This is a genomic window from Kitasatospora sp. Ki12 (assembly GCF_054601375.1).
This window is the reverse complement of record NZ_BAAIHT010000003.1, coordinates 226042-250860: the sequence shown is the minus strand read 5'-3', so window position 1 is coordinate 250860 and position 24819 is coordinate 226042. Positions and strand designations below refer to the sequence as shown.

Below are 24819 nucleotides of genomic sequence, written 5' to 3'. Positions count from 1 at the left end.
CCCGCCGGGTACACTCAGTGATCACCGAGGGGCTCATGTCTGTCCTGCCGTCATGCCTGCTCGAACCGCTGTGGGCCCAGTTCGCGGCGCTGCTGCCCGAGCACGTCGATACCCACCCGCTCGGCTGCCACAACCCGCGCATCTCCGACCGGGTCGTCTTCGATCACGTCATCGCCGCCTTGGTGCACGGCTCCGGATACGAGCGCATCGCGGGCCCAAGCTGCTCGGACCGCACGATCAGACGCCGCGTCAAGTACTGGGCTCAGCTCGGCATAGCCGAACAGGTCCACGCGCTCGCCCTCCGGGCGTACGACCGCATGGTCGGCCTGGAACTCGACGACCTGTCCGTGGACGGCCGCATCACCAAGGCCCCGTGCAGTGGCGAGGCCGCCGGGAGTTCCCCGGTGGACCGGGGCAAACAGGCCCTAAAACGCTCGGTGGCCACCGAAGCCACCGGCGTCGTGCTCGGCATCGTTTCGGCCGGGGCCAACCGCCACGACTCCCCGCTGCTCGCGCCCACCCTCAAGGCCGCCGACGACCAGGTCGGCGGGCTTCCAGACCGGGCGACCGTGAACCTGGACCGTGGCTACGACAGCGACAAGACGCGTCGCATGCTCGGGGAGTCGGGCTTCATCGGCGAGATCGCCCGCAAGGGCGTCCCTGCCCCGATCCAGGCCGGCAAGAGGTGGCTGGTGGAGCGGACCCACGCGTGGATGAACGGCTTCGGCAAGCTGCGGCGCTGCACCGAGAAGCGCAACCGCGTTGTGGACTTCTACCTCTACCTGGCCGCTGCGATCGTCACGCTGCGTATGCTCATCCGCCGTGCGACCCCCCCGCTACCGCTGGGACGGCCGCCCCACCACCAAACGCCTGAAGTGACGCCTACTGCCGGGCGCTCTTAGTGGAAACGGATCACGTCCTCGGCGTGACCGAAAACCGCCTCCGAACTGTTGTTTCAGCGAGTAGTCTTCCGGTGACTCAGAATGAGGAGGATGTTCGTGGAAACCAAGGACACGGCCGGCGAGGTGCGGATTCTCCAGCCGTTGCCCGGGCGTACGGCGGACGAATCGCAGGCGTTCGACCTTCGGCTCGCGCGTCTGCTCCGTCTGATCGGGGTCGAGGTCGCCCCCGGCCCCGACTACCAGAGCGCGGCTCGTTGGGAGGTCCACAAGGCGGTCGCCGGAAGGGCCGAGCTGCCCGACGAGTACTTCGAGGCCCTGGTGGAGGCGGCGGTCCACGACCCCAACCCGAGCTTCAACCGGCGCTTCGTCGAGCCCGCCCTGCTCGCCTTCGGGCAGCGCCCGGTCCGCCTCGCCCTGCTCGGCTACCTGCGGACCGGCACCAACCCGGAACGGGCCGGTGCCGCGCGGGCCTGGTACTGGACGGCGCTGACGGTCGGGGACGGCCGCAACGGCGCCCCCGCCGACGAGGGGGCGAGCGTCCGGAACGCCTGGTACGAGACCGCGCTGCGGGAGTTCGTCGCCAACGCTGACCTGGACGTCCGCCGGTGCATCCTCCCCGGCCTCCCGCTCGTGCCGCGCGCCTACCCGGCGGAGCTGCACGGCCTGGTCGAGGCGGCGGTCGGGATAGCCCGCTCGCACCCCGACGAGTACATCCGGCACCGCGCCGAGATCCAGGTCGGCCTCTGACCTTCGGGCGTCCCCGCTCCGGGTGCGCGCAGCGAGGTGTGTACCCGGAGCGGTACCCTGATCGACGTCGCCCGTCCGGCCGGTCGATCCGCCCGCGATCCGGCGATTCGCGCGCCAACTGGCCTTCCGTTCCCACTGATTCGTGAGCTTGTCGTCCGATCATGACAGTTCCGATCGACTGCGACCGATCCCGGGGTCCTGCCACCATGGCGGGATGACCGAAGACATGCCGGTCGCGGCCCGTCCGGCCGCGCCCGTCGGCGTCGAGCTCCTCGAACCCGCCGGTATCCGCCTGGTCGAGACCCCCGCACCGTCCCTGCCCGCGAGCGAGCGGGCCGCACTGGACCGCGTCTGGGCGCAGGCCGTCCGGGCCGACCCCGGCCTCTTCGACGGCCCGGCCGTCGCCTGCACCGGCCTCACCCCGGACGGCCCCGACATCCTCGTCCTGCACTGGGCGCCCGTCGGCTACCGCCTCTTCGCCCTGCGCCTCGTCCCGGGCGCCACCACCCGGGTGAGCTCCCTGTACGTCGCCGTCGTCCAACCGGCCGACGACGGACGGATCCTGGTCGGCCGCTCGCCCGACTCGGCCACCCGGCCCGGCCGTTGGTGCCTGCCGGGCGGCTGCGCCGAACCGCCCCCGCCCGGCGACCCCCTCGACCCGTGCGCCCTCCGCCGGCACGCCGCCCGGGAACTCAACGAGGAGACCGGCGTGTTCACCTCCCCGGACGAGCTGACCCGCTGGCTCCTCGTCCGCGGCGACCACGGCAACGTCGGCGTGCTCCACCTCGCCCCGTCCCGACCCGCCGTCGAACTGACCGCACGCCACGCCGAGCTGTACGCCGCCCACCGCTCACTCGGCACCGAGCCGGAGCTCGACCGGATCGCCCTGGTCGGCTCCCTGGCCGAAGCCGCCGCCCTCCCCGGCCCCCAGGCCGACCACCTCGCCCCGGTCCTGCGCCGCCTCCTGGGCGGCTGACCGAGCGCCCCGCCCCGCACCGGGGCCGCCGCCCTCCCGAACGCCTGCCCGGAGGTCCGCCCGGAAGTCCGCCCGGAGGCCCTGCCCCGCTCCGGCCGCGGGGCCGTGTCCGACGAAGGAAATTCCGTGCGCGGGCCGGTGGGGGCACGGCAGGATCGGGCCGTGGGAACGACCATTCAAGGATCCGTGGAGTGCCGTACCTGGGGCCCTGGCCTCGGCGTCGAAGAGACGGCGTGGTACTCGGCCATCGAGCTGTCCATGCTCGGTATGACCAGGGACTACAGCGCCTTCGCCTGCCTCTTCGGAGTCCGGGACCTCAGCACCCGCTGGCAGCCGGTCGCTGCCGATCGCGGCTTGCCCGCCGACGTCTCGGACAGCGTCCGTACCGAGCACGCGTCATGGGGTGGGGCGGCGTTCGGCGCCACCTGGCTGGGCTGGGACGAGATCCTCGCCATCGACTGGGACGAACCCGCGGTGCCCCGGGCAACCGGCATCGCCCGGTACCGGCGGCAGCCGGACGGCACGCTGGAGTTGGTGCACCGGGAGGTCTGGAGCCGGGGGTTCGCGAGGGCGAGCGGGGTCGACACCCTGAGCGTCGACCCCGCTCGCATCGGTGAACTGTGGGCCGAGGGCACCGAATGGGACACCGGTACCACGGTCTTCCGCGCGGAACGCGCCCGGCGGCGCGACGCCGTTCCCGCCGACGGTCCGTGGCAGCCGGTGTGGACCGTCATGCGCGCCCTCGCCGACGTGCACGGCGACCGGAACGTCCGGCTGGTCGTCTGGTTCGAGGAGTAGCCGGCCGGCCGGGATCGCCGGTTCGGCTCCTGGGCCGGCTCCAAGGCCGCGTCACAGCAGTGCCAGGGCCTCCGTGAGGTTGTACTCCGCGATGGCCGCCATGGCCGACCGGTCGGGGAAGCCGCCGTCGAGCAGCCGCAGCGGGCCCGCGGTGAGGGCGAGCCGCTGGGCCAGCGTGTAGAGGGCGAGCCGGTCCTCGTCCAGTCCGTCCACGGCCAGCGGGCGGTAGGCGTCGTGCAGGCGGATCCGCAGGAAGACGTGCTCCCACTCGACGTCGAAGTACATCGCGCCCTCGATGTCGATCACCACCGGGTGCCCGGCCTGGTCCACCAGGACGTGGTCGGGCCCCAGTTCACCGTGCACGGCCGCGTACTCCGTGCGCGGCCGCACCGCCGCTGCCAGGGCCAGCAGCCGCTCCTCCAGTCGGTCACGGGCCCGCGCGATCCGCTGATCGCGCGCCGCCGCCCCGGCGAGGTCCCGTAGCGCGCGGTCCAGGACGACGCCCTCGCAGGAGGTCCCGCGCGCGGTGCCGCCGCCGTCGACCACGGCCACCTTGCCGTAGGCGGGCGCCCGATGACTCCGCATCGCCTCCAGCGCCTCCCCGAACCGGTCCATCACGGGGGCCGCCGCGCGCGGGTCACGCGCCAGCAGCGCCTCCAGGTTCCGGCCGGGAAGGTCCTCGACGATCGCGAGCTCGGCCGGACCGTGCGCCCCGTCCCGGTCGAGGAGCCGCAGCTCCGGCACCCGTACGCCCAGAGCGTGCAGGCGCGCGTGCGCGGCCGCGAACAGGTCGAGCCCGAGACCGGGCGAGAACGGGTCGGTCAGGTCGTCGTCACCCTCGGCCGCCGGCCAGTAGTTCTCTGAGGCGGCCCACAGATACGCGATCGCTGTCGTCGCGTCGTCCATCACCAGGCGGTACACGCCCTTCTTGCTGCCACCCGCGAGCCGCTCGACCGCCACCAGCCGTCGCCCACCACCCAGCGCCGCCCGCGCCGCACCCGCCAACCGCCCCCGCACCGGACCCGCCCCTTCCTCCCTCACCCGCGACCCGGGCACCCTACGGGAGCCAGAAAGTCGCCCGCACCTGGGAGCACAATCAGTAGACCGGTCTACATTCACCCTCTGGCGCGGTGGCACCCCGGTGAGCATGGAGGCTCGCCGGGTCAGCGTTCATCCGGCCATCTGACGTTCAGGTTGACGTGATGCTGGCCCGTGCGTGTACCAATTGGTGGTCCGTATGTGAGGGTGCCGGTGCGTCGTGCGGACCGCGGAACCAGGACCCATAGCGTCTCCCGGGGAGAGGCCCGGTGGGCGGTCGGGTGTCGACCGGCGCCACAGGTCCTCTTCGCCGGGCGGCGAGTGCCTTCGTACCGGCCGAGGAGTCTTCGGCGTCTTCCGAACCGGCAGCCCTCGGCAGTGGCGGGCGGCGCCGCTCAGCGGTCATTCCATCGACGACCATGAGGATGTCCATGTCACGCATCGCGCTCGCGGCCATCACCACCGCAGGAGTGCTGGGGCTGACGGCCGCCGGCCCTGCGGCCACCACCGCGTACGCGGCCCCGTCGGCGCAGAACGGCCGCGCGGCCAAGGCGCCGACGCACTCCACCAGCGCGTCCGAGAATCGCGCGCGACGCATCGTCAGCCGCTATTTGAACCTGCACCAGTGCACGTACAAGTACAGCAACGGCAAGATGTACACCACCGTGGTACCCACCACGCCCTTCAGCGCGGGCACCAACGTGTCGGGTACCGCCGACACCCAGCTGTCGTGCACCGCGGGAACGGGCGGCTGGCAGCTGGATCCCGGAAACTCGGCGGTCAAGCCGCTGGACCTGACCACAGGCCAGTACCTGAACCTGCACCAGTGCACGTACAAGTACACCGACGGCACGATGTACACCACCGTGATGCCCAACACGCCGTTCAGCACCGGCACGAATGTGTCGAACGCGCAGGACACCCAGCTGTCATGCGCCGCGGGAACGGGCGGCTGGCAGCTGGATCCCGGAAACTCGGCGGTCAAGCCGCTGGACCTGGACTCGGGCCAGTACCTGAACCTGCATCAGTGCGTCTACAAGTACACCGACGGCACGATGTACACCACCGTGATGCCCAACACGCCGTTCAGCACCGGCACGAATGTGTCGAACACGCGGGACACCCAGCCGTCGTGCGCCGCAGGCACGGGCGGCTGGCAGCTGGACCCCGGAAACTCGGGCGTCTTCACGGCGGAGCTGTTCACCACCGACTCCGACAACCTTTTCATCAACCGCATGGACGGCAGCCGGATGGCGCTCGGCATGGACGCGACGGGCGCGGGCGCGCAGGCCATCTCGCTGCGGTCGCCAGGATGGGTCTACCAGACCCGTAAGTGGACCGTCGTCACCAAGCGCAGCGGCTACCAGGTCATCCGGAACGACGCCGCCAACCTGTGCCTGCAACCCGTCAACGCCTCCCCGGCCGCGGGCAACGCCATCGTCGTACAGCCCTGCAACGGCTCGGCCGCCCAGGACTGGGACACCAGGTCCGAGCAGAGCAACTACGCCGGCACCTCCGGCTGGTCCGCCTACCGCCCGCGCACCAACCCTTCTCTCGCCATCACCCTCCAGACCTACCAGGGCTCGGGCAGCTGGGACAGCCTCTACCTCGACACCGACCAGAACAGCGCCGACCGGCTCTGGCGCTTCCAGAAGGAAGGCACCTCTTGGTGAGGTGCCCCCCGCGCGTCGGACGCCCCATCGGACCAGGGGGGCCGACGCCTGCTCTCCTCACAGCTGAGTAAGGCGAGCCGATGCTCCATCGGAAGTGATCCGGAGCTCAAGATCATGCGCGTCCGGGAGCGATCGTGATCGCTGCCGCTGTCGAAAACGTTCTGTACTTACTCAAGAGGCGGCGCGCGGCGCCGCCGGTCGCGCGTCGCCCCGGCCGGGCTGCGGCCTGACGGCCGGTCCCGGCCGGTCGCCGGCGGCCCGGGAACCGGACCGCCCTCGGTTCCTGGACGCGTTGGCGAGGCGATGTCACTCCGCCTGAGTGGGATCGTCTCTCCGCGCCATGCGGTTCAGGGCCTCACCGAGCTTGCGGGCTCCGGAGGCGGTGCCCTTCAGGAACGCGACGCCTTGCCCGTCATCCGACCACCCGGCCTGGGCCTTGATGAGATCAGTGCCCTGGAGTCCCAGAGCGGACAGCACGGCGTTCAGTTCAACCGCGGCAGCCCTTGCCTCAAGCCACGCGGACTCGTAGTCCACGCCCTCCACCATGGGCCCACCGCCCAGGAAGACCTGCCCGCTGCCCTCAGGGCACTCGATGGCGGCATAGCGGAGCGGGCGGGCAAAAGCAACAACCGCCGCAACCATGCTCTGACATGCCAATGATCCCAACCCCGAGGGGTGTCGGCTGTAAACGCAGAACCACCCCGGGCCGTCAGGAGGGGCGCGGGGTGGTTCTGCACGTCTTCAGTTCTCAGGGCTCGCGTCGTCTCGGACCCGTTGGACCCGGGCGGCCTTCGGGGCCGTCCGCAAGAATCCGGCGCCGCAGATCCGCCCGGAGGTCGGCGAGGTGGCCCGGCTCAGCGCACCACTGTTCCACCTCGCGGTGAGCCGCACGCCTGCTCGGCGAGATCGCGAGGACCGGGCGGGAGAACTGGCCCTTCAGTGATCACCACATCAGACCGTGATCCACCCAGAGCCCGAGTTTCCGCCACATCATGCGACGGCCCCGCCAGCCGCCGGGTAGACCTTGACCACGTGGGGCGTCAGGCCGACGAAGGCGAGCGCGCGCACCTCCCCGTACTCCGTGAGCCGGTGCGCGATCACCTGCGCGGCGTCCATCCCGAACAACTCGTCGAAGTACTGCTGCTGGTACTCGTCGAGCGGCAGCGCCCGCAGCGAGCCGAGGAGTGCCCGCAAGGCGTCCGCCAGGCCGGAGAACCGCGCGGGCTCGGTGATTCCCTTGATCTCGACCACCACCGGGAACGGGTCCGGCGTGCTCGGTCCCGTGCACGCGGCCGGCTTTTCGATCAGCTCCATCACACACTGCTTTCCGGGCCCACCAGTGCCCACACGATCTTTCCGATGCCTTCCAGCCGGGGCCCATAGCCCCACTCCACCGACAAGGCCTCCACCAGGCACAAACCCCGACCGGACGGGTCGTCCGGGCCCGCAGACCGCCGGATCACCGGTATGTCGCTGCTGGCGTCGTGCACCTCGATTCGCAGGTGGTCGCAGACCGCCTCGAATCGAACCGCGATGCGCCGCCCCCGGGGTACGCGGGCGTGCACCACGGCATTGGTCACCAACTCGGACAGGACGAGCCCGCCCCCGATGGTGAGCGCATCCCCACCCGGCGCACCGTGCAGAAACGTCTGCAGCAGCGTTCGGGCCGACGGAACCGATGCCCGATGCCGTGGAAGCCAGAAGAACGCACTGGGTGCTCTTGCGGCCGGTGTGACAAGCGCGTCAGACACACCGATCCCCTCCATCTGTGGCTCATGTGAGGCGCAATGCGGGAAGAGCTGATCAATCGTCATATCAGCTGGGATTTCCGCGTATACGCCGAGTATCTGCGTTTCTGGGAGTAGCTTCGTAGGAAGCGGCAGCAGCCGTAAGAGACCAGCTGTCCGCAGCCGTCCGCAGCCGTGCGGACACCGCGGACACTGCGGACGCCGAAGGCATGACATGACTGACGAGACATTCGCTCAGGCTCTCCGGCGCTTGCGCGGAACCCTGTCCGTGCGCGACGTCGCGAGCCTTGCCAAGTGCAGCAAGACGGTTGTCTCCGACCTTGAGACCGGTCGTCGTCAGCCCACCGTGGCGATAGCTGCTGCCCTCGACGCGGCTCTCGGTGCGGACGGACTCCTTCTCGATCTCGCCGAACATCTGCCGGGGCTGCCTACGAGGGAGCGCGCCGCGGCTCTCCAGGTGGGACTGGCCGAGGATCTCGCCGCCGGCCCGATGACCGGCGCCTCCTTGGACGAGTGGGAGTTCAACGTTGCGCGTCACGGGCGCGCGACGCGCTACCGGCCCGAACACGACCTCCTGGCAGACCTCCTGGCGGACTTCGCGGACTTCGCGGACTTGCGGCTCCAGCTCAAGCACCAGCACCCGCCGGCGGTAAAACGTCGCCTCCTGTCGGCCTGCGCCTGCCTGTCGGGCTTGATGGCGCTCACGCTGCTCAAGTTGGACGACCTGGGAGCCCGCGACTGGTGGCGGACCGGCAGGGCAGCCGCGACCAAGGCCGAGGACCGAGCTGTGCTCGCATGGATCTATGCCCAGGAGTCCTACCAGCTCTACTACGGAGGAGACCTCGGGGGTGCGATCGAACTAGCCGTCAGAGCACAGCAGTTGGCAGGAGGAATGCCGTGCGTGGCGGATGCTCTGGTCGCACCGTTAAAGGCACGAGCGCACGCGTTGGCCGGTCGGCGCGAGGAAACGTCCGACGCGCTTGAGCGGGCGCGCCGTGCTCTGAGCCGCTTGTCGCCAGAAGACCGACAGCCCTCCGCACTCGGCTACGACGAGGCCCAGCTTCACTTCCACTCCGGCAACGCGTGGACGTCCTTGCACGACACGGAACGTGCCTGGGATGAGCAGCAACAGGCGTTGGCCCTGTACCCGGTGGAGAACAGGACCGATCGGGCACTCATCCAGCTGGATCGCGCGGCGTGCCTCACCTGGGACGGCGACCCCGCCACCGGGGCCCGCCTCGCAGTGGACAGCATCCTCGCGCTACCTGAGGAGCACCGCAGCGCTCTGATCCTCTACCGAGCACGCGATCTTGCGGCTAAGGTGCCCGAAGCGGAGAGGCGACTGCCGGAGGTCCGGGTCCTACGCGAAGTGCTTGCCCTGCCCTCGGCCGGATGAAGGGGCAACCCATGGGCACAATGATCGCGCGAGCAACCGAGGCTGACTGCGACATCATCGCGACCATCCTCGGTGAGACCGAGCAGTACTACGGCGGCGCCGCCGATGCCCCCGATCCGGAGCAGGTCCGCAGCGCCCTGTTTGGCTCCTGGCCGGCCGCCATGGTCCTACTCTCGCGCGACGGCGACGAGGTTACCGGCCTCGCCTCGGTGAGCTTCCTCTGGCCGGCCGCAGGGGCCGACACCAGCCTGTACCTCAAGGAACTCTACGTTCGCGAGCCGCACCGCCGCCGCGGGATCGCACGGGAGCTGATGGCCGCCGTCCACGCCGAAGCGCGCTCCGCTAGCTGCTCCCGCGTCGAGTGGACCGCAGACCGGGACAATCCCGCCGCCCTGGCCTTCTATGCAGCGCTAGGGGTAGCTCTGAACACCGGGAAGATCTTCTACCGTTCCCGAGCCTAGGTCTCGCGTGTTCATGGGAAAGGCTGCAGTGTGCAGGCACCCTCTACGTGCGGATGGGGCGTCAACTGGGTGGCACCGGCACGAAGAAGAGAATCTGCACACTGGCCCACGCCCTGTCGAGCGAGGGAAGCCCGGGTTGCACGGCCTTTATGATCGCGGTGAGCTGCCTCTCGTTGTCGGCATCTGAGCAACGCCAATGATCAGCACGGTCTGATCCCGCTCGCCCAGGCCCTCCAAATGAAGCAGGAGGCGGGCGGGGCCTGCACTATCGGACTCACAAGGGTCCATGCGCTCAAGGGTTACGACAGCCCAGAGCTACAGAACGGCTCGCCGGGAACGGATCCTGCCCAGAGTAGCCAGTGCAGGCGTCGAGTCCAGCCAGACCGTCGGCTGCGATCGGTGGGTGATCGAGTGCACCGATGGCTGGTGGGTGTCCAGATACTACGGACGCGATCTACCTGGCCTTTCGCGATATCGCCGCCATCGTCACTGCCGTAAGCGGCTGGTGGCGCTCACTCTATGTAGTAGAAGGCCTGTATCAGCCTTCGCTGTGGCCGTAGAAACGCGAAGTCCCGCAGTTGCCCACGTTAGCGGCCAGAGGCATGGTGGGACCATAGGAATCTGTAGTCATTCAATGGCTGGTGGTCTAGATGGCAACCTCGGCCGATCTGGCAGCTCTCTATGGAGATTTGCGAGCGAGTCTATTAAGTCGACATTTTGCCCTTGGTCGGTACTTCCGAACCAATTATTTGTCGCTGTTCAATTTGCTTGGTGATCTCAGTGAGCCGGAGGCGCCTCCGGATAATGCAAGCACCCCGAGAATTCGGCCGTCGTCCTATGGGTCAGCTTCCGATCTTTTGGCGACTGACGAACTGCAGAAGAAAGAGCGCTGGAGAATTGCCAAGCATCAGCGTGAAAATCCACTGATGTTTTCCAGTCAGATGCTTATTTGCCTGTCTGTTGAGCACTATCTCGGCCGGGTCGAAGTTGCGCCAATTATCAAGTGTGCACTTGACTCAATCGGTTCACTATACAAGTTTGATAAACCCTTTCAAGGCTACCCAATCCGATGGGATCCTGTAACGTCCGACCTTTGGGTGGTCGCTCGAAACTCGGATGGAAAGTCAAGGATCCGCTACAATTACGAGTTCTTGCTCGCGCAGGACCGTCGCTCGTATCTCTACTGCACGCCGTTGGAGCACCCGAATTACACGCGAAATATCCGCGACCGAGAACTTGGGCGGATGACTAAAGGGCGGCAAGAAGCTTACCGAAGAGGGCGTGATCGATCTCTTGAGCTCTATCGAGCATGGGAACCATCAATGGACGAGATCGTCGGCCTGATATGCGGATATGATTCGGTATACAGGTTGGTTGACGATCAGGATATCAAGAGTGAAGTGCAGGAGCAGGCGCGGTGGCTCGGCGAGTATTTGGCCGAACATGGCTACCTGCTAGTTCGTCCATGCGGTGGATTCACAGCCCGAGGTGCGAGTGGCGTACTGCCGGCTCTGGAATTCCCATGGCAGCGAGTGTTCGAACGAATTACTGATCAACCCGCCTCCGTTTATAGCCCCCGCGTTAGTTTCGAGGGAGCGTTGGATAAGGCCAAGGTCTGGGATAGCCTTAAAGGCCCCCTTCTCAATGCGACGATAGCAGGAGGCCTTTTAAATCTTGCACTCTTTGTCAGTCCATTTACTACTGGTTTTCTTGCGGCTGCAGGAGCAGTGAGTGGAGTCCTAGGGGGGCAGCAAGCTGCGCTAAATGCAATAATATCTCCAACGCTCTTGGCTCGTGCTGCAATACTCTATGTTCATCGGGAATGCTTCGATGTGACTGAGGGAGAACAGGGTGACTTCGCACTCGCTTATCTGCTGAAGCAACTCCCCCAGGAGGCGCGGTTCCGCCTATGGATGCTTCTTAGCGGGAAGATGAGTTTCGGTTGGCCTGACTATTTTCCCCCATTCGTTGCGCTAACTGCCTTGGATGACACAGATGGCGTGGTCTCGACGGCTTACATTAGGTTCCTTCGGGAGCGGAGTAGGCGACCAGAGCTAGATTCTGAGAAAATGACCGAGGATTCGGGAAGGGACGTCGACGGGTACGGGGCTAGCCCATTTGCAAGCGCTGTAGCGGTTGTTCTAGGGGCGGGGAGTGAAGAAGAGCGGCGTCTCGTGTCCCTGCTCAATCGTTGGCATGACAAAATTCAAGCCACCTGGAAAGGTGACCATCGACTGCAAGATAGTGACCAGTGCGTTGACGAGATCTACAGACCTGCCCTAAATTACATGGCGGCGCTGGCGTTGGCGTGGCTACATTCTAAGCGCCAGGAAGAGAGTGGAAATCCTGTAGGTAGTGATATTGAATTTCCCGAGCCGCCCTCTAATGACCTTAGATTTCTCGATCCGACTGTCCCCCGGGATGTCCTTCAAGACAGTTCCTTTATTCTGCCCAAAGAGGATATTTTTGGCGACGGTATAGAGCTTGGCGATGTCACCCTCTTTGGTTCGAGCATATTTGGGAAGTCGGACGAGCCGGCCCCCATTTTGAAACCGTCCAAAGATAAGGTTATCGCTGGGGGGACTCCAGTCACCGTCAAGGTGACTGAAGCTACTCGTGAAGTCGACACCGGGATAGATATCCAGCCAGAAGACGAGATAGAAATATCAGCGTCTGGAAAAATTTGGGCAGGAGTCTTGTTCGTGGGGGACAATGGTCCGAATGGTCTAAGCGTTCTCGACAATGATCTTAAATTCCCGGTTCCTGGGAGTCATCCGTATGCTCTAACTGGAAGAATAGGAGACGGCGGGCCGTTCTTTGTCGGTGAGACATATTCTATCCTCTATGTCGGTCCGCCTGGACGATTGTTCCTAGGGATAAATGACGACACCCCAAATAATGGTTCGGGAGACAAGAAGTGGTTTACGTGCGACATAAAGGTGCGACGCTGAAGTCCTGTCTTGACTAGTGAACATGGCTAGCCGCTTATGACGGGTTGCGGCGAGATTCTCATGCTTTGATTCTAAGGAGTTGAGTCGCGTGAGCGAGAATTCAGTTAATCGAGATGAAGGCGAGTTGAAGATCTGGGAGTATCCAACTCCGCCCGGCTTGGGTGGCGCTTACGAGCAGGTGACGGGCGTGGCAGCCCCTCTGTTGGCTGGCTTCTCGATTGTGTTGACCGGTGTCGTTTGTCAGGCCTCAGACGCCTTCAGGTGGCCCGGCTGGGCCTTAGTCTGTCTTGTCGCGGCTGCAATTTTTCTAGTCGCAAGTCTGCAATGTGGATTCTGGGCTAAAGGCTATCTCTACTCTGTGAGAGACCTTCAGGGTTGGCGGCCAGGGCCATGGGCCGAATTTGTTGAACAAAACCTGGTGCAAGAGCAGGTGTCCGATTATGGAAAGTGGAACTCTTGGAAGTCGTGGGCTTCGGCGTTCTATCGGGCCGGAATAGTGATTCTAGCTGTCGGTGTCGGGTTTACTGTTGCACCACCGGTTAAGTATGGCCATGGGGTAGATGCGGTGGCGGTTCCGCCTGTCGATGCTGACCTGAGATGGACGGCGATGTGGCTAGCGTTTGCTGCGGCAATCGGGGAGGTTGCTTGGGTGGTAGTTGCGTGGTGGAAGTTTCGAGAGGACCAGCCAGGTCAGGAATCCTGTGTGGGCGGGATGAATGCTGCTATGAAGGATGGCGGTGATGGTTCAACTTAGCAATGAAACCTCGAAGGCGTATTTACCTGGGTCGTCCGAGGAATCGGGACTGGATGTCTGAGAAAGAGTTTCCTTCGCCGAAGGTTCGTAAGATTCTGGCAGGAGTCCTAGGTGGTGCCGTAGCGCTTGGAATAATAATTACTGCAAACACGCCAATAGGGAAAAGGCGATGCAAGCTTCATGGCCTACATAACTGCCCAAAATGCGGCAGCAGTCGACCGGAGGCCGAAAGGTGGAAGCGTCGAATTTGCGGCGATGATTCGAGAGGATGCTAATTTGCGTAGCGCTCGCGTGGAGGACGAAGGGACGCAGTCGTCGACCTTTCAATGGGGGTCGCCGTGTCGCGCTGGACTCCAGGCTATTTGGCTGCCGCGCGACGGTGCGGGCCGGTGGCGGGAAGCTTTACGCACCCGCCGCTGGCGGGGCCCGCGTCGGGCAAGTCCGGGGGGCCACTCGGCCACATTGCGGTCAGGCCCAACAGCCCTGACCGAGCCGCGCAAGCTTACGGCCCCCCGGGCATGCCCGACCCCACCACCGGCAGGACCCCGCCCAAAGCTTCCCGCCACCTCGTGGGGCGCCCCGCCGGCCCGGCTGGTTGATCTAGGAAAAGGGTGGCTGACCTGCGAAAATGGGCTGCGGGGAGGTTTGGCTGCCGCGCGGATTCGGTAAACTACTATCAGAGGAAGTACCTGCCGAGGTAGTAGTCGTATATCCGGGCCGGGTGGGGGATGTCGGGCCGGAGGTCGGCCGCGGCCACGGCCCCGCCGGTCTCCCACATGGACTCGTACGCCACGGCTGCTGCCCCTTCGCCCCGGAAACTCTGCCGGTAATAGTCTGATGATCTACTCACGGCCTTGCTGGCGCACAGCTTAAAGGCCAGGTCACGGCGCTGGTGCCGGTTGGGCGGGTCACCCCCGTATGTCCTATTCGTCGTACCGTGCGGGTCCGGGCGCACGGCCGAGTGCGCACGCCTCCGCCGGCTCGCCGCGCGTCGTCGTCCATCCCGGCGCAGGATGGGAGGTCGGGGCGGTGGAACGAGCGGGGCAGTGGAGCATCCGGCGACGGGAGGTCCGGGCCGTGGCGATAGCAATGGCGGACATCCGCGAGTGGCGTGGCCACGCGGTGGTCGACGAGAAGGGGCACCGGATCGGCTCGCTGGAGTCGGTCTACGTCGAGACGGCCAGCGACGAGGCGTTCTTCGCGACGGTCACGGTCGGCTTGGCCGGTCGCCGCCGCCTGGTGTTCGTCCCGCTCGTCGGTGCCGTGGCCGGGCCGGACTACGTCCGGGTGGCGTACTCGAAGAACCAGGTCAAGCAGGCTCCGGCGATCGGGACCGACGACATCCTGCCCGCCGGGGACGAACCCGCCGTGTTCGCGTACTACGAGCTTCCGTACGCGACCGGTGCCGGTGGCGAACGGCGGCTGGCCCGCCGCTGAGGGTCCGGTGCCGAGGGGACGGTGCGGGGAGCCGGCGGGCGGGGCCGGTGCGGCCCTCGACCGCCCGGGAATGAATACCCCGCCGGGTACACTTGTCCATCGACAGTCGATGCGAAAGGCGGCCCCGGCATGCAGGTGGACGAGGAATCGGTCGGCGCGGTCCTGAACCGGCTGCGTCGCGCCCAGGGCCAGTTGGCCGGGGTGATCGCGATGATCGAGGCGGGCCGGGACTGCAAGGACGTGGTCACCCAGCTCGCCGCCGTGTCGCGCGCGCTCGACCGGGCCGGGTTCAAGATCGTCGCCAGCGGGATGCGGCAGTGCCTGGCCGCTGCCGACGAGGACTCCGCGCCGATGAGCGAGGCGGAGCTGGAGAAGCTGTTCCTCGCCCTGGCCTGACCACCCGCGCGGGCGGAGGGACGCCCGAGCCGGCGGGAGCGAGGGCGAGGGCAACAACGCGAGCGCCCCACATACACGTCCACGAGGGCCGTGACGGTTCATCCGTCGCGGCCCTCATCGCGTCCCCATGGATGTTCCCGCGCCGCCCGACGATCCGTCATGCGTCGTTCACGTGCAGGTCGCCGTCCTTCGGATGAATGAGGCCGCCCGCAGTTGTACAGCCAACTGCGCTGTACGGCCGACCGTGCCGCGCAGCCACCCGGCCGTACAGCCAACTGCGCGCACCCTCCCTCCCAGCCTCCGTGACCAGCCGTACCCGGCCCCGGCGAACCGTCCCCCGGCGGTCCCGGCCGCCGGGCGGCGGACAGGACAACCGTGGCCGCAGGCAGCGCCCTGACCATCACCACCTCCTCCGACCCGACCGAAGGCGACCGCCTCACCTTCCACTGGAGCACCGACGCCCCCGACGCCAAGAACTGGGTCGGCGTCTACGACGGCAGCCGCCAGCCCGGCACCGGCTCCTCGCTGCTCTGGAAGTACACCCCGGGTGCGGCCGGCGACGTCCAGCTCGACACCTCCGCGCTGACCGGCGGCCCGTACACCGCCTACCTGCTGGCCAAGGACGGCTACGGCGTCCTCGCCCGGACCGAGCCGTTCGCCTTCCGCCCCAAGCCGGCCGTGGTCCGCCCGCACGCCGCCGTCGACGCCTTCACCGCCACGCCCGTCGCCCCCGGCGCCACCGTGCGGATCAAGCTCGGCGGCCTCTGGTCCCGCCCGGCCGGCAACGCGCCCGGGTCGGCCTCCTACCGCAAGGTCGGTGGCCCGGCCTGGGCCTCCGTCGGCGCGGACGGCACGCTCGGCGGCACCGCCCCCGCGAAGCCCGGGAAGACCCCCGAGGTGGTCGTGGTGGGCGTCAAGGACAGCGCGGGCGCCACCGACACCGTCACCGTCCTGGTCCCCGTGGTCGACCCGGCGGCGCCGCCGCGGCTCAAGGCCGCGAGCTGGAACCTGCACGACGCGGGCGCCTCGTACACCGACGCGCTGGAGAAGCAGCTGCGGGTGGTCCTCGCCCAGGGCCTGGACGTGCTCGCGCTCCAGGAGACGGCGGGGGAGCGGGCTCGGACGCTCGCGGACGCCCTCGGCTGGTACGCCTACCAGAGCCCGGGCAGCGTCGGCATCCTCAGCCGCCACCCGCTCGCCGACGTCACCCCGCCGACCGCCGACCTGCCCGCCGCCGCGGCCACCCTGCAGCTGCCCGGCGGCCGCGCGGTCCGCTTCTGGGCCACACACCTGGACGAGACCGGCTACGGCCCGTACGCCGTCCAGGACGGTGGCTCCGCCGCCCAGGTGCTGGCCGCCGAGAACGGCTCGCTCCGGCTGAAGCAGGCCAGGGCGCTGGCCGCCGCCGTGCGCGCGGACCTCGCGCGGGGGCTCCCGCTCGTCCTGGGCGGTGCGCTCTCCTCGCCGTCCCACCGGGACTGGACGGCCGCCACCGCCGCCGCGCACGGCGGCGTCGGCCCGCTGGAGTGGCCGGTCACCGTGGCCCTGGAGGCCGCCGGGCTGACCGACGCCTTCCGCGAGGAGTACCGCGACCCGGCCGAGGCCCCCGGCGCCACCTGGTCGCCGACCCGCAAGCGGCGCGGCGACCGGCCGGAGCCGCAGGACCGGATCGACTACGTCCAGTACGCCGGCCCGCTGAAGCTGGTCGAGGCGCACACCCTGGTCGCGGACTGGCCGCAGTCCGAGCCGAACGCCGCCGCCAACGAGTGGCCCTCCGACACCGCTGCCGCCGTCGCCACCTTCCAGCTCTGAGAGGCCAGTTCGTGATGTCCGAGCTCTCCCGCCGCACCTTCGTCGGCGCCACCGCGGCGGTCGGCGCCACCGCCCTGACCGGTCTGGCCGCCGCCCCGGCCGAGGCCGCGCCCGCCGGGTCCGCCTCCTCCGGGGCCGCCCCCGCAACCGCCGGGTCCGACCGGCTCACCGGGACCGTCAAGGACGTCAAGCACGTCGTCGTCCTGATGCAGGAGAACCGTTCCTTCGACCACTACTTCGGCACCCTCGCCGGAGTCCGCGGCTTCGGGGACAAGCAGGCGCTCCAGTTCCCGGACGGCGCCGACGTGTTCCGCCAGCCCGACAGCCGGCGCGGCGACGGCGGCGTGATGCTGCCGTACCGGATGGACACCGCCAAGTACAACGCGCAGAACGCCGGCGGCCTGCCGCACGACTGGGCGACCGGCCACCAGGCCATCAACAACGGCGCGATGAACAAGTGGATCGCCGCCAAGGGTGAGCGCACCATGGGCTACTTCACCCGGGACGACATCCCCTACCAGTACGCCCTGGCCGACGCGTTCACCGTCTGCGACGCCTACTTCACCTCCCTCGCCGGCCCCACCGACCCCAACCGGCTCTACCTGTGGACCGGCACCGCCGGCCCCGGCCGCGACGGCACCACCGGCCCGTGGATCGACAACACCCCGGTCACCGACAACCCGGTGGCCGACTGGACCACCTACGCCGAGCGGCTGCAGGCGGCCGGCGTCAGCTGGCGCGTCTACCACAACCCCAGCAAGGACGACCGCACCGGCGACTACGACGACAACGCGCTCTCCTACTTCAAGCAGTTCCACGCCTTCCCGCACGACGACCCGCGCTACGTCAACGCGATGACGAAGTTCGACCCGGCCGACTTCGACCGCCACTGCAAGGACGGCACCCTGCCGACCGTCTCCTGGCTGGTCGCGCCCTACCTGTTCTCCGAGCACCCGGAGGCCGGACCGGCCTACGGCGCGCACTGGGTCGACCAGGCGCTGCAGTCGCTGATGTCCAACCCGGACGTCTGGCGGCACACCGTCTTCCTGGTGATGTACGACGAGAACGACGGCTACTTCGACCACATGGTGCCGCCCACCCCCGAGCCCGGCACCCCCGAGGAGTTCACCCACGGACGGGCCATCGGCCTCGGCAACCGCGTCCCGCTCTGGGTCATCTCCCCCTGGTCGCGCGGCGGTTGGGTGGACTCCCAGGTGTTCGACCACACCTCGGTGCTGCGCTTCATGGAGCTGGTCACCGGTGTGGCCGAGCCCAACATCTCGGCCTGGCGCCGGTCCGTCTGCGGTGACCTCACCAGCTGCTTCGACTTCGCCGCGCCCGACCACTCGATCCCGGCGCTGCCCGACACCAAGGCCCTGATGGCCAGGGCCGACGCGGGCACCAAGCTGCCCGGGGTCGCCCTGCCGGCGGCCGGCGCCCAGTCGATGCCCGTCCAGGAGCGCGGCGAGCGCCCGCACCGCCCGCTGCCCTACCAGCCGTGGGCCGACGTGGAGGTGGACCGGAAGACCGGCAAGGTCGTCTGCACGATGAGCAACGACGGTTCGGTGGCGTTCCCGTACACCGTCTACCCGAACATCGTGCTCCCCTTCGCGGGCACCCCGTACACCGTCGCCCCCGGCGCCACCGCCCGCCACGTCTGGGACGCCGCCACCACCGACGGCCGCTACGACTTCACCGTCCACGGCCCGGACGGCTTCGTCCGCCGCTTCGCCGGCACCGTCGTCCGGGACGGGCGGGACGGCCAGAACGACATCGGCGTGCCGATCGTCACCGCCGACCTGCGCGGCCGCGGGCTCACCCTCCAGCTGGTCAACGACGGCATGACCGACGTGGCCTTCACCGCCGCGCCCAACGACTTCGCGGGCACCGCGCGGACCGCTTGGGTCAAGCCCGGCAAGCAGGTCGACCTGACCTGGCCGCTGGACGAGCAGGGCCGCTACGACGTCGTCGTCACCGCCCACACCGGGCAGCGCTTCACCCAGCGCTACGCGGGCTGGGTGCACTGACCCCGCGCTGACCGCGCAAGTACCGCGAACTGACCGACCGACGTGCCGTCAACCGACCGACGTGCCGTCAACCGGCCGGGGGCGCCGAACCGGTGACCCCCGGCCGTGGCTCGGCGCTCCTGTCGGACCCCGCCGCTACCGTCGGGCCATGAAGAACATCAGCACCTTCCTCTGGTTCGACGACCAGGCCGAAGAGGCCGCAGCCTTCTACACCTCGCTCTTCCCGGACTCCCGCATCACGCGCGTCACCCGCTACGGCGAGGCCGGCCCCGGCGTGCCCGGCTCGGTCATGACCGTCGACTTCGTCCTCGCCGGCCGCCCGTACGTCGCCCTCAACGGCGGGCCCGAGTTCACCTTCACCGAGGCCGTCTCGCTGCAGGTGGAGTGCGACGACCAGCGCGAGGTGGACGAGCTCTGGGCCAAGCTCACCGCCGACGGCGGCGCGCCGGGGCCCTGCGGCTGGCTCAAGGACCGCTACGGGTTCTCCTGGCAGATCACGCCGCGCGTCCTGCTCGACCTGGTCGGCGGCGAGGACCGGGCCAGGGCCGACCGCGTGATGGCGACCATGCTGCGGATGCAGAAACTGGAGATCCAGCCCCTGCTCGATGCGGCTGCGGGCTGATGCCGTGACCGCCCACGCCCACACCCACCGCGCCGTCGTCTACCTGCGGGCCACCCCGGAGCGGGTCTGGCACGCGCTCACCAACGCCGACGAGTCGGGCCTCTACTGGGGCCACCGCAACGTCTCGACCTGGCTGCCCGGCGCGCCCTGGGAGCACCAGCGCACCGACGACTCCGGGATCGCCGACGTCGTCGGCACCGTCGAGGCCGCCGACCGGCCGCACCGGCTGGTCACCACCTGGGCCGGGCCGCAGGAACGGCGTCCGGGCGGGCCCTCCCGGGTCACCTTCGAGATCAGCGGCTGGCAGGACCTCACCCGGCTCACCGTCACCCACGAGAACCTCGCGGACGAGGCCGAGCGGGCGGAGGCCGAGCAGGGCTGGTCGGCGGTGCTCTCCAACCTCAAGACCTACCTGGAGACCGGCCACCCGCTCCCGCAGCAGCCCTGGCTGATGCCCTGACGCCCTGATGCCCGCTCGACAGTGTTGTGCTCCTTGTAGAGCTCTGCGTCGTGGCTGACGGGCCCACTGCCCCTGCTGCCGTTCTTCTTCCGGCCGGCGGCCGGGATCACCCACAAGCGAACCCGCCCTTGCCGGCCCCAAACGAACGGCATGGTCGAACGCTTCAACCGCACCCTGCTCGACGAATGGGACTACGCCCGGTCCTACCGCACCGAGCAGGAACGTGGTGACGCCTACCCCGCCTGGCTCCACGCCTACGATCACCACCGCGGGACACGCCGCACTCGCAGGCAAACCACCCGCCAGGCGCGTCGCCATCCTCACGGGGCAGAACACCGGGCACCGGCGCACCGGTCAAGGAGTGCCGGTGCCCCAGGGCGCCTGCGGCACGCGGGCGTCGACGTGGCGGGCGGTGAGCTCGACGGTGATCGGACGGTCGGTGCCGGGGGCGCGGAGTTGGAGGCGGCGGAGATCGCCGTCGGCGTCGACCCAATAGGTGAGGTGCGAGTCCCCGGTGGAAGCCGTGCGGGGCACCGGGCCGGAGAAGACGCCGTAGCGGTGCCCCGCCAGGTCTTCGTCGCGGAGCCAGCGGGCGCCGGACTGGGCGAGGAGCTGGGCGTTGTCCGGGCGGTCGGCGGCCACGGCCATGGTGAGGCGGAGCGCGGTGTCGAGCAGGTCGGTGGTGTAGGCGCGGGGTGACCAGTCCGGCGGCGTCGTCTCCTCCGCCGCGCGAGCGAGTCCGGCCGCGGTCGGGGTGGCGGGTCGCCTGGCCGGGGCGACGCCCACACCGCCCTGGTCCCAGGCGAGCATTCCCGGCGCGCCGACGCCGTCCGTCGTGTAGGTGCCGACGGCACGCCGGATGCGGAAGTCGACGAGGCCGTGGATCCGGGTGACGGCGTCACCGGTCGGGACGGTGATGTCGACGATCGCCGGGCCGGCCTCGTACGTCGTGAGCCGGGAGAGGGCGAGCCGGGTGGCCTCGTCGCCGGTGACGGGCCGGCTCGTGGCCGCGTCCGTCCCGGGCAGGGCGAGGAGGACGCCGGCCGCCGCGAGGGCGGCGAGGGCGGCGGCGGAGTGCACCCGCCCGGAGCGGAGGGCGGACGGCACGGACAGCGGCATGCGGACCAGCTCAGCGGCTGCTCTGACGCGGTTCAAGCAGCGCGGCCGTGCCGGGGCCGCTGCTTCACTCGACGGACACGTCTGCGGGGTGGGACCGGCTCCCGGGCCCGTCCCACCCCGCAGGTGTCATCGAGGAGTTATCGCATCACGCCTTCCCATTCCGGCGGCTGCGCCGGTGCTCGCGGCCGACGAGGACGAGGACGCCGCCGCCGAGCAGGAGGATCGTGCCGAGGATGCCGAACTGCACGGCGCCCGAACCGGTGTTGGGCAGCGGCGGCTTGGGCGGCGCCGACGGCGAGGGTGAGGGCGACGGGGTGGGCGTCGGAGTCGGGGTGGGTGTCGGGGTGGGTGTCGGAGTCGAGGTGGGCGTCGGGGACGGCGACGGGTGGTCAACCGCCGTGGTGCTCACGCCCGCCCGGTAGTTGTCGGCGGTGAGGACGAGCGGCCCGAACACCGCCGGCACCGGCAGGAGGAACCCGGGGGGTGCCTGGGTCTCCTGCCAGTAGTACGTCCCGAGGCCCACCGTGACGGAACAGATGCCGTCGGCGACGGTCGTGCAGGGCGGCCCGACGGGCGTCGTCCGGTCGTCCCGCAGCAGCTGGAAAACCGCGCCCGCCAGGGAGTTGCCCTGCGGGTCGGTCTTGTGGGCCGAGACCTGGCCGGTCATGGGCCGGTCGATCGCGGTGGTGCCCACCCCGGCCTGGTAGGTGGTCATGGTGAGGTCGAGCGGGCCGAAGACGGGCTGGTCCGGGAGGAGGTAGCCGTCGGGGGCCTTGGTCTCCTGCCAGTAGTAGGTGCCCAGACCCACGGTGGCGCTGCACCTGCCGTCGGCGCCGGTGGTGCACGGCTGGCCGACCTTGGTGTCCGGTGTGGCGCCGCCGGTCTGGAGGGCGCCGGTGCCGTTGGTCTCCTTCCAGAGTTGGAAGGTGGCCCCGGCGAGCGGATTGCCCTGCGGGTCGGTCTTGGTGACGCTCACGCTGCCCTCGGGCTGGTGGAACCCGAAGTCGTAGGTGTGGTTGTTCTCGCCAGGCCCGCCCGTGGCGATGACGATCTCGGGGTAGGTGCCGCCGGGCGGGACGGCGCCGTCGTTGTCGACGAACTCGTTGCCGCCGGCGTTCGCCTTGGTGACGGTCCACTGGTGGAGCGGGCCGCCGGGGGCGTAGTCGGCCGGGAGGTCCACCCTGATCGTGTACGTGGTGTGCGGCTTCAGGCCGCCGGTGACGTTGCCGTCGTCGAAGTAGTACTCGCCGCGCGTCGTCGTCCTCATCGTGCCGACGACGGTGTTGCCGGCGTCGTAGAGCCGCACGGTGGCGCCGACGACCGGCTTCTCACCCGGGTCCTGGACGCCGTTCCTGTTGACGTCGTACCAGACCCGGTTGCCGATCTGCAGCGGCGCCTCGTCGCACAGCACCTCGAGGTCGGCCATCGAGCCGCCCTTGCCGAAGGTGGTCGTCAACTGGTTGCCGAGCCCGTCGGCGCGGGTGCCGTCGCGCTTGGTCCAGGCCGTGCCGCCGGTGAAGATGACGTCCGTCGGGTCGATAGCGGAACTGGCGATCGTGGTCTCGACCTTGGACAGGGCGATGCCGGAGTACAGGGCGTTGTTGTGGTAAGCGGTGCGGTGCTGGTCGTAGAACCCGCCCCCGCGTGTCGTACTGGTGTTTCCGCAGCCGCCGTTCTCGAACATCACGAACCGGCCGTCCGCGCCGGGGCACGCCCTGCTCAGGGCACCGCCGGAGGCCGGCGAGGCCAGCAGGCCGCTGCCGGCCCTGAACTGCTGGTTCATTCCGAGCTGGTCGGTGTAGCGGTCGCGGAAGCTCAGGATCAGAGCGCCGTCGGTGTCCACCACGATGTCCGCGAGCATGGGCTCCGGATTGGCGATGTTGCCCGCACCGCACGAGGCGGTGCCGTCCTGCGAGGTGGGGAGCGTGTCCTGCCACGGGTACCAGCCCGGCCCCGGGCAGACGGAGTCACGGTTGGAGCGCGAGCGGGGGTAGTCCAGCGCCTGGTCCACGATCACCGGCCCGAAGGTGCCCGCAGCCGGGTCGAACGTCCGCACGACGGCACGCAGGTCCGACTTCTTCTGGCTCGACTCGCCCGAGCAGACACCGCCCACGTACACGACGCCGTCCTGGACTCCCAGGCCGTAGGGCCGCCAGTCGCCTGCGGCGGGGCACGGGCGGTCCGGGCCGGGGATGTCGTAGCTGGCCTTCGGCGTGGACGCGGTCTTGTTCGTCGCGTCGTACCGGTACAGCTTCCGGTCGTTCAGGTTGACCACGAAGAGATCGGTGCCGTCCTCCGACACCTCCACGTCCCCCAGCGACTCCTTGGCCACAGCGGGTGCGAAGCCCAGGTCCATGTCCGTCTTGAAATCGTGCACCGTGGTACCGGCGTCGGGGACGGTGGTGAACAAGGTCGTCGTGTTGGTCGCGCGATCGGTGAGGTAGACCGCGCCCGGCCCGGACGGGCCGTACCCCGAGGCGCGGTGCGCGTGGGCGCCGCTGAAGACCCACTTCTTCTGTTTGCCGTACCCGATGCCGTACAAGGCGCCCGTCTGCGCCTTGGTGGCGATATCGGTCGTCTGATTGTCGACACCGCGCGCGTTGTATGGGAACGACACCAGCGTCCGCGTCGTGCCCGCCTCGGCCGGTGCCACGTCGCCGCGCACGCACGCGGTGACCAGTGGCGCGTTCTTCTGGCAGTAGTCACCCGGATTCCACAGACCCGTGGTGTAGGAAACGCTTTTCCCCCCGGAGAGGTCGACGAATTCCTCGGTGCTGCTGAGGCGGTTCGGCGCCCCGGCCGGGCCCGTCCGGTCCGCGAAGGCCGAGAACAGGATGCCCGGCTTCGGGTTGAGGACCTGGACCCGGTACCGGCCGCCCGTCAGGCCGCTCGTCCCGGCGTTCAGGGTCACCGTGCCGTCGGCGGCCGTCCGCCCGCTGATCGTCGTCCCGGCGTCGTCGGTGAGGTCGACGGTGACGCCGGACATGCCGGGCTCCAGCGCCGCTCCCTGCCAGACGCCGTCCGCCGTGACCTTGCGGACCACCCGCACCGTCACCGAACCGTCCCCGGGCTGCGCGCCCGCGGTGTGGACGAGCGCCGAGAGGTAGCCGCCGCAGAGGGCCAGGACGGTGGCCGCCGCCGCGGCCGTCCGCCGCCGGGTGGGTGGTCTACCGCGGGGCGGCTCAGGCCCGAGGGATCGATAGAAGTCGAACACCGTGTCGCGCCGCCTTTCGTGGGGGAAAGCACCAGGCGGCATCTTGGCGTCCTGCATCCGCGTGACGGGATTGATCGGTGGCGAATCGCCGTTGACGTGTTCGGCATTCAGTCACTTGGCCGATATGTTGATCGTTCGGACCTTCGGGGGATGGTAGGAATGATTTCCTCACCGCAGACGTGAATGGTGCTGAAGCCTCGTTCCGGAGCGCGCTAGGGCGCGTATTCGGTTGTGATCAATCTGCGGGAATCGCCCTCACGGCAGCTCCTGATCCGGTAGACCGTTCTG

Annotated in this window: 20 protein-coding genes and 2 pseudogenes; 16 read left to right on the top strand and 6 right to left on the bottom strand. The window is 68.7% G+C overall.

Annotated elements, in window-relative coordinates:
• Positions 1-35: 35 nt before the first annotated feature.
• The 4 genes and pseudogenes from ACYP53_RS31880 (at position 36) to ACYP53_RS31865 (ending at position 3423) form a co-directional block, all read left to right on the top strand.
• Positions 36-879: pseudogene (locus ACYP53_RS31880) on the top strand (IS5 family transposase).
• A gap of 119 nt (positions 880-998) precedes the next feature.
• On the top strand, positions 999-1649 hold the full coding sequence (locus tag ACYP53_RS31875) for a hypothetical protein (RefSeq protein WP_459649996.1): 651 nt from the start codon (positions 999-1001) through the stop codon (positions 1647-1649).
• A 214-nt stretch (positions 1650-1863) separates the two neighbouring features.
• The gene (locus ACYP53_RS31870; RefSeq protein ID WP_459649995.1) at positions 1864-2625 is read left to right on the top strand and encodes an NUDIX domain-containing protein; all 762 of its coding nucleotides are present in this window, start codon (positions 1864-1866) and stop codon (positions 2623-2625) included.
• Positions 2626-2811: 186 nt separating this feature from the next.
• The gene (locus ACYP53_RS31865) at positions 2812-3423 is read left to right on the top strand and encodes a hypothetical protein (RefSeq protein WP_459649994.1); all 612 of its coding nucleotides are present in this window, start codon (positions 2812-2814) and stop codon (positions 3421-3423) included.
• A 51-nt stretch (positions 3424-3474) separates the two neighbouring features.
• On the opposite strand, the gene ACYP53_RS31860 is transcribed toward ACYP53_RS31865, so the two are convergent.
• Entirely contained in the window at positions 3475-4440 is a 966-nt protein-coding gene (locus ACYP53_RS31860; protein WP_459649993.1) for a phosphotransferase family protein, read from the bottom strand.
• 452 nt (positions 4441-4892) lie between these two features.
• Here ACYP53_RS31860 and ACYP53_RS31855 point away from each other — a divergent pair, with 452 nt between their 5' ends.
• Positions 4893-6134 (top strand): RICIN domain-containing protein, encoded by a 1242-nt coding sequence (locus ACYP53_RS31855; protein WP_459649992.1) that lies wholly within the window; start codon positions 4893-4895, stop codon positions 6132-6134.
• A 306-nt stretch (positions 6135-6440) separates the two neighbouring features.
• Here ACYP53_RS31855 and ACYP53_RS31850 read toward each other — a convergent pair whose 3' ends face one another.
• The 3 genes from ACYP53_RS31850 to ACYP53_RS31840 all read right to left on the bottom strand — a co-directional run bounded on the left by ACYP53_RS31850 (position 6441) and on the right by ACYP53_RS31840 (position 7948).
• Positions 6441-6668, bottom strand: a complete 228-nt coding sequence (locus tag ACYP53_RS31850; protein ID WP_459649991.1) for a hypothetical protein — start codon at positions 6666-6668, stop codon at positions 6441-6443.
• 456 nt (positions 6669-7124) lie between these two features.
• Positions 7125-7448, bottom strand: a complete 324-nt coding sequence (locus ACYP53_RS31845) for a hypothetical protein (protein ID WP_459649990.1) — start codon at positions 7446-7448, stop codon at positions 7125-7127.
• Positions 7448-7948 (bottom strand): ATP-binding protein, encoded by a 501-nt coding sequence (locus ACYP53_RS31840; RefSeq protein ID WP_459649989.1) that lies wholly within the window; start codon positions 7946-7948, stop codon positions 7448-7450. Before ACYP53_RS31840 ends, ACYP53_RS31845 begins: the two co-directional genes overlap by 1 nt.
• A gap of 148 nt (positions 7949-8096) precedes the next feature.
• Here ACYP53_RS31840 and ACYP53_RS31835 point away from each other — a divergent pair, with 148 nt between their 5' ends.
• The 11 genes and pseudogenes from ACYP53_RS31835 to ACYP53_RS31785 all read left to right on the top strand — a co-directional run.
• The gene (locus ACYP53_RS31835) at positions 8097-9278 is read left to right on the top strand and encodes a helix-turn-helix domain-containing protein (RefSeq protein WP_459649988.1); all 1182 of its coding nucleotides are present in this window, start codon (positions 8097-8099) and stop codon (positions 9276-9278) included.
• 11 nt (positions 9279-9289) lie between these two features.
• Positions 9290-9739 (top strand): N-acetyltransferase family protein, encoded by a 450-nt coding sequence (locus ACYP53_RS31830; RefSeq protein WP_459649987.1) that lies wholly within the window; start codon positions 9290-9292, stop codon positions 9737-9739.
• Positions 9740-10389: 650 nt separating this feature from the next.
• Positions 10390-12690, top strand: coding sequence for a hypothetical protein (locus ACYP53_RS31825; RefSeq protein ID WP_459649986.1), 2301 nt, complete (start codon positions 10390-10392; stop codon positions 12688-12690).
• A gap of 88 nt (positions 12691-12778) precedes the next feature.
• Positions 12779-13444 (top strand): hypothetical protein, encoded by a 666-nt coding sequence (locus tag ACYP53_RS31820; protein ID WP_459649985.1) that lies wholly within the window; start codon positions 12779-12781, stop codon positions 13442-13444.
• A 1089-nt stretch (positions 13445-14533) separates the two neighbouring features.
• Entirely contained in the window at positions 14534-14881 is a 348-nt protein-coding gene (locus ACYP53_RS31815) for a PRC-barrel domain-containing protein (RefSeq protein ID WP_189922009.1), read from the top strand.
• Positions 14882-15010: 129 nt separating this feature from the next.
• Positions 15011-15277 (top strand): metal-sensitive transcriptional regulator, encoded by a 267-nt coding sequence (locus ACYP53_RS31810; RefSeq protein ID WP_189921792.1) that lies wholly within the window; start codon positions 15011-15013, stop codon positions 15275-15277.
• Between the two features lie 375 nt (positions 15278-15652).
• On the top strand, positions 15653-17089 hold the full coding sequence (locus tag ACYP53_RS31805) for an endonuclease/exonuclease/phosphatase family protein (RefSeq protein WP_459649984.1): 1437 nt from the start codon (positions 15653-15655) through the stop codon (positions 17087-17089).
• Between the two features lie 14 nt (positions 17090-17103).
• Entirely contained in the window at positions 17104-19116 is a 2013-nt protein-coding gene (locus tag ACYP53_RS31800) for a phosphocholine-specific phospholipase C (RefSeq protein WP_459649983.1), read from the top strand.
• Between the two features lie 148 nt (positions 19117-19264).
• A complete protein-coding gene (locus ACYP53_RS31795; protein WP_459649982.1) occupies positions 19265-19738 on the top strand; it encodes a VOC family protein in 474 nt (157 codons plus the stop codon).
• 4 nt (positions 19739-19742) lie between these two features.
• Positions 19743-20198, top strand: a complete 456-nt coding sequence (locus tag ACYP53_RS31790; RefSeq protein WP_459649981.1) for an SRPBCC family protein — start codon at positions 19743-19745, stop codon at positions 20196-20198.
• A gap of 87 nt (positions 20199-20285) precedes the next feature.
• Positions 20286-20529: pseudogene (locus tag ACYP53_RS31785) on the top strand (integrase core domain-containing protein); the annotation flags it as partial.
• 23 nt (positions 20530-20552) lie between these two features.
• Here ACYP53_RS31785 and ACYP53_RS31780 read toward each other — a convergent pair.
• Positions 20553-21317 carry a hypothetical protein gene (locus tag ACYP53_RS31780; RefSeq protein WP_459649980.1) on the bottom strand — a complete coding sequence of 255 codons (765 nt, stop codon included), beginning with the start codon at positions 21315-21317 and terminating at the stop codon, positions 20553-20555.
• Positions 21318-21462: 145 nt separating this feature from the next.
• On the bottom strand, positions 21463-24588 hold the full coding sequence (locus ACYP53_RS31775) for a SpaA isopeptide-forming pilin-related protein (RefSeq protein ID WP_459649979.1): 3126 nt from the start codon (positions 24586-24588) through the stop codon (positions 21463-21465).
• Between the last annotated feature and the right edge of the window lie 231 nt (positions 24589-24819).